Origin of the sequence: Haemophilus sp. CCUG 60358, assembly GCF_001679485.1 — a bacterium.
GTDB lineage: Bacteria > Pseudomonadota > Gammaproteobacteria > Enterobacterales > Pasteurellaceae > Haemophilus_D.
Map to the genome: position 1 here is coordinate 180,880 of NZ_LZOZ01000017.1, position 8,522 is coordinate 189,401.

Genomic DNA, 8,522 nt, shown 5'->3' on the forward strand with positions numbered 1-8,522 from the left:
TTATTGAAAAGAACACAAAAAAATAACCGCACTTCAGTTACCCAAAGTGCGGTTAATTTGAATTAAGTTTTAACGCTTAATTATAGTGAAGCTTGATCAACAGCCACACCAGCACCCATAGTTGTAGAGATGCTTACTTTCTTGATAAAGATACCTTTTGCAGTAGTTGGTTTTGCTTTGTTTAAAGCAGCCAATAATGCTTGAAGGTTTTCTTTTAATTGAACTTCAGAGAAGTTTGCTTTACCAATTGTTGTGTGGATGATACCGTTTTTATCGTTACGATAACGGATCTGACCAGATTTAGCATTTTTAACTGCTTCAGCAACGTTTGGTGTTACGGTACCAACTTTAGGGTTTGGCATTAAACCACGTGGGCCTAATACTTGACCTAATTGACCAACAACACGCATTGCATCAGGAGAAGCGATAACAACGTCAAAGTTCATTTCGCCTTTTTTGATTTGCTCTGCTAAATCTTCCATACCGACTAAATCAGCGCCAGCTTCTTTAGCTGCATCTGCGTTAGCACCTTGGGTGAACACAGCTACGCGTACTTCACGACCAGTACCGTGTGGTAATACAGTTGCACCACGAACGTTTTGGTCTGATTTACGAGGATCGATACCTAAGTTTACTGCAACGTCAACACTTTCAACGAATTTAGCTGTTGCGAATTGTTTTAATAACGCGATTGCTTCGTTGATTTCGTATGCTTTAGTAGAATCTACGCCAGCTTTGATTGCTTTCATTTTTTTAGTCAATTTAGCCATCGTATTATTCCTCCACCACTAAGCCCATTGAGCGAGCAGTACCAGCAATTGATTTCATTTTAGTTTCGATAGTCGCGCCAGTCATATCTGCTGCTTTAGTTTCAGCGATTTGACGAACTTGATCTAAAGTTACTTTACCCACTTTATCTTTGTTCGGTTTACCAGAACCAGATTTGATACCTGCAGCTTTTTTCAATAATACTGCTGCTGGTGGAGTTTTAGTAATGAAAGTGAATGAACGGTCTGCATATACAGTGATAACAACTGGAATTGGTAAACCTTTTTCTAAGCTCTCAGTACGAGCGTTGAATGCTTTACAGAATTCCATGATGTTCACACCTTGTTGACCTAATGCAGGACCAACTGGTGGTGATGGGTTTGCCATACCAGCTGCAACTTGCAACTTAACGTATGCTTGGACTTTTTTTGCCATTTTTTAGTTTCCTCTAAATGGGTGATAACGCCGAAATCGGCTCCCCTGTTAATGAAAGGCTGTATTTTAATTAATCAGCCTCGAAATTTCAAGCAGAAAAACTACTCGAAAAACAACCGCACTTTATTTTTTAAGTGCGGCCATTAAATTTCTTATTTTGGAAAAGGGAAATTAACGTGTTTTTTCCACTTGACCAAATTCAAGCTCAACTGGTGTTGCACGACCAAAGATAGATACAGACACTTTTAAGCGGCCTTTTTCGTAATCCACTTCTTCAACCGTACCATTAAAGTCAGCAAATGGACCTTCTGTCACACGTACTTCTTCACCTGGTTGATATTCTTTACGATGACGTGGTTTTTCAGCACTTTGCTCTAAACGATTTAAAATTAAATCTGCTTCACGTTTAGAAATTGGCGCTGGCTTATCTGGTGTACCACCGATAAAGCCCATTACACGTGGTACGCTTTTTACTAAGTGCCATGTGTCATCATTCATTGCCATTTCAACTAATACATAGCCAGGGAAGAATTTACGTTCGCTTTTACGACGTTTACCTGCTACGTTTTCAACGACTTCTTCAGTCGGCACTAATACTTCACCAAACTGATCTTCCATTTGTTGTTGTTTGATATATTCACGCAATGTGATTGCTACACGACTCTCAAAACCTGAGAATGCTTGCAATACATACCAACGTTTTTTGGATACGTTTTCAGTTTCGCTCATTTTAGAATCTCAAATCAGTTAAGAAGTTAATCAATGCAATGATAATTGAATCAATTGCCCAGAAGAATAAAGAGGTAAGCACGGTTACCCCAATAACGATTAAAGTTGTTTGACGTGTTTCTGCACGAGTTGGCCATACCACTTTACGACCTTCAACTTTTGCTTCGCTAAAGAATGTACGAGCTTTTGTACCTTGGTTAGTAATTGCAGCTAAACCAAAGGCAATTAATAAAGCGACAACTACGCCAACTACACGTACAGGTAAAGAGAAGGCGTCTTTAAAATAAACGTTACCAATCGCTGCAGCAGTAAAAAATGCCACAGAAAGAATCCAAAGAAGAGTGTTTAAGCCTTTTGATTTTCCTTCTACGACTTGTTCTTGGTCGTGTTTCTTTTTCTCAACAATTTCAGTTGCCATAAGTGAATCCGTATAAAATAAGGGATAAATAATTTTTAGATTAATTTCAGAACGTGCGATTGTAGCATTTTCTTTCGGGATTGCCTATGAAAAATATTATAAAAAACAACCGCACTTTCTATTAGTTTTTATATTCGAGCTTTGGTGGTTTGTTATCAACGATGGTTTCTTCATCCACAATCACTTTTTGCAAGTTTTCGATTGAAGGTAAATCATACATCGTATCTAACAATACAGCCTCAACGATTGAGCGTAAACCACGCGCACCGGTTTTACGTTCAAGGGCTTTTTTCGCCATTGCTTTTAATGCTTCCGGCGTGAATTCAAGTTCCACATCTTCTAAGCCAAATAATGCTTGATATTGTTTGGTCAGTGCATTTTTCGGTTGAGTAAGAATCTGAATCAACGCTTCTTCATCTAATTCGCTTAATGGCGCAATCATTGGAAGACGACCAATAAATTCTGGAATCAAACCAAATTTCATTAAATCATCCGGCTCAACTTGACGGAATAATTCAGAAAGATTTTCTTTGTCTTCTTCTTTCTCTACTTTTGCATCAAAACCAATCCCGGTATCAGTTTGTGTACGCTTACCGATAATTTTATCTAAGCCAGCAAATGCTCCACCACAAATAAAGAGGATTTTTGAGGTATCCACTTTCAACATTTCTTGTTGAGGGTGTTTACGTCCACCTTGTGGTGGTACAGATGCGATAGTGCCTTCAATTAATTTTAATAAGGCCTGTTGCACACCTTCACCAGACACATCGCGAGTAATAGACGCGCCTTCTGATTTACGGCTGATTTTATCAATTTCATCAATATAGATAATGCCCTGCTCTGCTTTTTTCGTATCGTAATCGCAGTTTTGCAATAATTTTTGCAGCACATTTTCCACGTCTTCGCCCACATAACCGGCTTCAGTTAACGTCGTCGCATCGGCCATAGCAAAAGGTACATTTAAACGACGCGCTAAAGTTTGAGCTAATAAGGTTTTACCGCTACCTGTTGGACCGATTAACAAGATATTACTTTTACCTAATTCCACATCATTGCTTTGGTGGTTCGTGCGTAAGCGTTTATAGTGATTGTAAACAGCCACTGACAAGACTTTTTTCGCATAATCTTGCCCAATCACATAATCATCTAAGTGCGCACGAATTTCGTGCGGTGTCGGTAATTTTTCTTCAACGGCCAGTTCGCTAGGTGTTTCGATTTCCCCACTGTCTTCCAACATACTGTGGCAAAGCTCGATACACTCATTACAAATATAACCATCTGTACCCGCAATTAATTTACCTACTTCACTTTTTTCTCTTCCGCAGAAAGAACAGTGAAGATCGTTATCATTTGTTGTCATGTTAAATCCTTAACGTTTAATCAACACATCGTCCACTAAGCCGTAAGCTTTTGCTTCTTCTGCCGACATAAAGTTGTCACGATCGGTGTCTTTTTCGATACGCTCGATGCTTTGACCTGTATGGAAAGCAAGACGCTCGTTTAAGGTTTGTTTAATTTTTAAAATTTCTTGCGCGTGGATCTGAATATCTGATGCTTGTCCACGGAAACCACCTAATGGTTGGTGAATCATCACTCGTGCATTCGGTAATGCAGCTCGTTTTCCTGCTGCACCTCCTGCAAGTAAAAATGCGCCCATTGAACAAGCTTGGCCAATGCAAAGAGTACGCACATCCGGTTTAATAAATTGCATGGTATCGTAAATTGCCATACCCGCAGTCACCGAACCGCCTGGTGAGTTAATATAAATATTGATGTCTTTTTTCGGATCTTCTGATTCTAAGAAAAGTAGCTGTGCCACGATCAAATTTGCCATACGATCTTCCACTTCACCACTCAAGAAGATCACGCGCTCTTTTAATAGGCGGGAATAAATGTCGTACGAACGTTCACCACGAGAGGTTTGTTCGACAACCATAGGAATTACACTCATTTTTGCCCCTAAATATGTGCTAAAAAATCGGGCAATATTCTACCCGAAAATCAGTAAAAACAAAATGCGGTCGCTTTTCATTGAAAAAAACAACCGCACTTCTCGATGATATACCTATGAATTTAATTCACGTTCTATCAATTATTATGCTTGTGGATTCATGATCTCATCAAATGAAGATGCTTTTTCAGTAACTTGAGCTTTAGCAAGAACGGCATCAACTGCTTGTTCTTCTAATACTACATTGCGAATGTTGTTCATTAACTCTTCATTTTTGCTGTAATATTCAACTACTTCAGCTGGTTGTTCGTAAGCAGAAGCGATATCCGCGATCATTGCTTTCGCACGTTCTTCATCCGCTTTCAATTCGTTTGATTTGATCACTTCAGAGAATAATAAACCGACTTGAACACGACGTTTTGCATCAGCTTCAAATAATTCACGTGGTAATTGTGCAGCTTGTTGTGCATTGCCACCGAAGCGTTGTGCTGCTTGGTTACGTAACACATTGATTTCTTCTTCTACTGCAGAAGCTGGAACATCAATTGGGTTTTGTTCGATTAAACCGTTGATGACTTGTTGTTTAACGCGAGAAACTAATGCGTTTTTCAATTCACGTTCCATGTTTTTACGGATTTCTGCACGTAAATCTGCCACAGTTTTGGTGTTTGGACCAAATTTAGCAACGAACTCATCTGTTAATTCTGGTAATTCCATTTCTTCTACTTTTTTCAAGGTGATCGCAAATTTTGCATCTTTACCTTTTAAGTTTTCAGAATGGTATTCCGCTGGGAAAGTCACATTGATATCGAATTGTTCGCCTGCTTTGTGGCCTACAATGCCCTCTTCAAAACCAGGAATCATGCGGCCTTGGCCCATGAATAGAACGAAATCAGTTGCTTTACCGCCTTCGAATTCTTCGCCATCTACTGAACCAACGAAGTCGATTGTTACGCGTGAATCTGCTTTCGCTGCTGCTTTGCTTTCAACCCAAGTTGCTTGTTGTTTACGTAATACATCGATCATTTTATCGATATCAGCTTCAGTGATTTCAACAGTTGGTTTCTCAACTTTGATGTTTTCTAAGCCTTTTAATTCAACTTCTGGATACACTTCGAAAGTTGCAGTGAATGATAAATCTTTACCTGGTTCGAACGTTTCGATAGCGAAAGTTGGACGACCTGCGATGTTGATTTTCTCAGCGATTACTGCGTCAAAGAAATGACGTGGTAATAAATCGTTTAATACATCTTGACGGATTGATGCGCCAAAACGTTGTTCAATGATGTGCGCTGGCACGTGACCTTTACGGAAACCATCAACACGTACATTTTTTGCTGCACGTTTGAATTCTTCACGAGTTGCTTTTTCTACAGCTTCAGCTGGAACGGTGATCGTCACACGACGCTCTAAACCTTGAGTTGTTTCAATATTTAATGACATTTGTAACCTCAATTAATGTTGCACTCGGTAAAAACCACACCGAACACGTTATTGTTTGTAAAAATAAAAAACCACCAAATTATAGCGAAAGAAAATCAAACAGTCGATAGAAACCGGAAAATTCAATAGAAAACCGGCTAAAATTGCACAATTTATCAACAATTTTTGATAAAGAAAAAAGTGCGGTCAAAAATAACCGCACTTTTTATCGAATTATAAACCTTTCGGTAAACGAATTTTTTGACCTGGGAAAATCTTATCCGCGTCTTTAATCACTTCTTTGTTCGCTTCAACGATAGCGGTATATTTCGCGCCATTTCCGTAAGCTTTCTCAGCGATTTTCCACAAGGTGTCACCTTTTTGGATTACATAGAATGTTTCATCACTGCCTAAGGTTTCACCGTTATTGATGCTTGCATCGCTTGTTACTGAGTGGATACCTTGAATGTTACCCGCCATTAATACTGCTTTTTCTAATGCCGCTGCAGTTGATGCCACACCTTGGATATTTGCTACACCATTTTCAACGGTAACAGATAAGTTTTCCACGCCTGGATTGTCTTCTGCGATGTGTTGAGTCACTGCTTTAGACGCCTCTTCTTCTTTAGAGAAAACTTTCTTACCAATGTCACTGACAAAATCAAATAAACCCATTTTAAAGTTCCTTTTGTATGTTTGTTTAAGGGATTATTACGATACTGAAATTCCCTTAAGAAGTCTATAAATCAGAGTGTAAAGCTATGTAAATATTTCAAGAAAACAGATCTAAAATTGACCGCACTTTGATAGAATACGCCGATTTTTAATTTACTCACTCAGAAAGGACAAATTATGCGTTGGCAAGGTCGTAAAGAAAGCTCAAATATTGAAGATAGACGTGGCTCTGGCGGCGGTAACTTCGGTGGCGGAAGAGGGACTGGTGTTTTCGGTATTATCATCTTATTAGTTGGTGCTTATTATGGCGTCGATCTTTCAGGCTTAGTGGGCACACCGGATTTTTCAGGACAAAGCTCTCAACGATTAGAAACCCAAGAAGAACAGCAGCTTGCGAGTCTTTCTAAAGTTGTATTAGCGGATACTGAAACCGTTTGGGGACAATATTTTAGACAAATGGGTAAAACCTATAGCGAGCCAACCATGGTACTTTACAATGGTGTAACGCCAACTGCTTGTGGTACCGGTCAATCTGCAATGGGCCCGTTCTACTGCCCAAGCGATCGTAAAGTTTATCTTGATTTATCATTCTATAATGAAATGAAAAATAAACTGGGTGCAGCAGGCGATTCAGCCTTTGCTTATGTAATTGCACACGAAGTCGGTCACCACGTGCAAAATATGCTCGGCATTCTGCCACAAGTAAATCGTGCACAACAAAGCAGCGATCGTAAAACGGCAAATCAACTTTCTGTTCAATTAGAACTTCAAGCTGACTGTTTTGCTGGTGTTTGGGCGAGCCAAGCAGTGAAAAGTGGTTTATTTGAACGCGGCGATGAAGAAAAAGCATTTAATGCAGCAGAAGCTGTGGGCGATGACCGTTTACAAAAACGCAGCCAAGGTTATGTGGTACCGGATAGCTTCACTCACGGTACATCTGCACAGCGTCTAGAATGGTTCAGAAAAGGCTTACAAAGCGCCAACCCTTCTGTATGTAATACCTTTAACCAATAAGAGCTTTGAGGCTGATTCATGTCAGCCTTTTTTATTTCTGTTCATTTCAACATAAAAAAGAGCGGTCAATTTTGATCTGACCCCAAAAATCTGGACTATTCACATGAGGACTGACGACGATATTGTATCGGACTCAGTCCTTTTAATTTTAGTTGAATCCGTCGATGATTATAGTAATCCAAATAATCCCTTACCGCATTAACTATCTCCTCTCGCGTATTAAATTCCCGACTATAAAAGCATTCCGTTTTTAATCGTCCAAAGAAACTCTCCATCGCGGCATTATCCAAACAGTTTCCTTTCCTTGACATACTTTGTATGATGCCGTGCTCAGCAAGAATTTGACGATAAGCCGCCATCTGATATTGCCAGCCTTGGTCTGAATGTAAAATGCTACCACTTGTTTTATCTAATCGTTTAACCGCCAGCTTTAACATCTTCTCCACCTGCGCCCAGTTTGGGGAATAACTGAGAGTATATGAGATTATCTCATTGTTAAATAAATCTAATATTGGGGATAAGTAGACTTTATTGCCATCTTTTGCTTTAAACTCGGTCACATCCGTTACCCACTTTTGATTCGGCTTGGTAGCCGTAAAATCACGCTCAAGACGATTCGGAGCTATAGGCCCCAGCGTACCTCGATAAGTCGTCAATTTTTTGCTTTTTCTTACCCGCACTTGAAGTTCAAGCTCTCGCATTAAACGTTGGATTTTCTTATGATTCACGCCTGGTAAACAGGTGTGAACCCGTCGGTAACCATAATCGGGATGCTTTGCTTTAATGTGAATAATCGCGGCTTTAAGCCCTTTATCCTTATCTGGTTTAACCTGGCATCGAGCAAAAAACGTACTTCGCGCTAAGCCTGCAATACCTAATAGATATTTTAGGGGATAATGGTCTCTTAACTTTTGGATAACTTCCGCTGCCTGGCTTCCTCCTGAAGTCTGAGCTTTCTCAACTCCTTTAGGTAAGCGACCTCCGCTTCAAGCTGTAAAATTCTCAGACGTAAGCGGTCTTCTTCTGTTTTAGGTGGAGGAGGCATTCTGGCATATTTAGGTTTCATTGGCGGTCGTCCTGATGGTTTATAAGGAATAAGTCCTTTTATGC

10 protein-coding genes and 1 pseudogene are annotated in these 8,522 nt (G+C 39.8%); 1 reads left to right on the forward strand and 10 read right to left on the reverse strand.

Translation table 11 applies throughout. The features are described from left to right. Nucleotides 1-80: 80 nt before the first annotated feature. From rplA to lysM, 8 genes are all read right to left on the reverse strand, one after another. A complete protein-coding gene (rplA, locus tag A9500_RS08680) occupies nt 81-770 on the reverse strand; it encodes a 50S ribosomal protein L1 (protein WP_005695230.1) in 690 nt (229 codons plus the stop codon). Between the two features lie 4 nt (nt 771-774). Further along, nucleotides 775-1,203: a 50S ribosomal protein L11 gene (gene rplK / locus A9500_RS08685; RefSeq protein WP_014064251.1), complete on the reverse strand. Its 429-nt coding sequence runs from the start codon at nt 1,201-1,203 to the stop codon at nt 775-777. 171 nt (nt 1,204-1,374) lie between these two features. Then, on the reverse strand, nt 1,375-1,932 hold the full coding sequence (nusG, locus tag A9500_RS08690) for a transcription termination/antitermination protein NusG (protein ID WP_005695227.1): 558 nt from the start codon (nt 1,930-1,932) through the stop codon (nt 1,375-1,377). 1 nt (nt 1,933) lies between these two features. After that, complete coding sequence (gene secE, locus A9500_RS08695; RefSeq protein ID WP_049357890.1) at nt 1,934-2,350, reverse strand: preprotein translocase subunit SecE; 417 nt, start codon at nt 2,348-2,350, stop codon at nt 1,934-1,936. A gap of 121 nt (nt 2,351-2,471) precedes the next feature. Then, entirely contained in the window at nt 2,472-3,710 is a 1,239-nt protein-coding gene (gene clpX, locus A9500_RS08700; protein WP_065244618.1) for an ATP-dependent protease ATP-binding subunit ClpX, read from the reverse strand. 9 nt (nt 3,711-3,719) lie between these two features. Beyond that, nucleotides 3,720-4,301, reverse strand: a complete 582-nt coding sequence (gene clpP, locus A9500_RS08705; RefSeq protein WP_049364030.1) for an ATP-dependent Clp endopeptidase proteolytic subunit ClpP — start codon at nt 4,299-4,301, stop codon at nt 3,720-3,722. A 144-nt stretch (nt 4,302-4,445) separates the two neighbouring features. Next, nucleotides 4,446-5,744: a trigger factor gene (tig, locus tag A9500_RS08710; RefSeq protein WP_054420244.1), complete on the reverse strand. Its 1,299-nt coding sequence runs from the start codon at nt 5,742-5,744 to the stop codon at nt 4,446-4,448. A gap of 213 nt (nt 5,745-5,957) precedes the next feature. Beyond that, entirely contained in the window at nt 5,958-6,398 is a 441-nt protein-coding gene (gene lysM, locus A9500_RS08715) for a peptidoglycan-binding protein LysM (protein ID WP_065244619.1), read from the reverse strand. A 177-nt stretch (nt 6,399-6,575) separates the two neighbouring features. On the opposite strand from lysM, the gene A9500_RS08720 reads away from it, so the two are divergent. Further along, entirely contained in the window at nt 6,576-7,412 is an 837-nt protein-coding gene (locus A9500_RS08720; protein ID WP_049367255.1) for a neutral zinc metallopeptidase, read from the forward strand. Between the two features lie 95 nt (nt 7,413-7,507). Here A9500_RS08720 and A9500_RS08725 read toward each other — a convergent pair whose 3' ends face one another. Together A9500_RS08725 and A9500_RS10835 are read right to left on the reverse strand one after the other, a co-directional pair. Beyond that, the gene (locus A9500_RS08725; RefSeq protein ID WP_257005711.1) at nt 7,508-8,329 is read right to left on the reverse strand and encodes an IS3 family transposase; all 822 of its coding nucleotides are present in this window, start codon (nt 8,327-8,329) and stop codon (nt 7,508-7,510) included. Beyond that, nucleotides 8,317-8,522 (reverse strand): annotated as a pseudogene (locus tag A9500_RS10835) (IS3 family transposase); the annotation flags it as partial. The pseudogene A9500_RS10835 and the gene A9500_RS08725, both read right to left, overlap by 13 nt.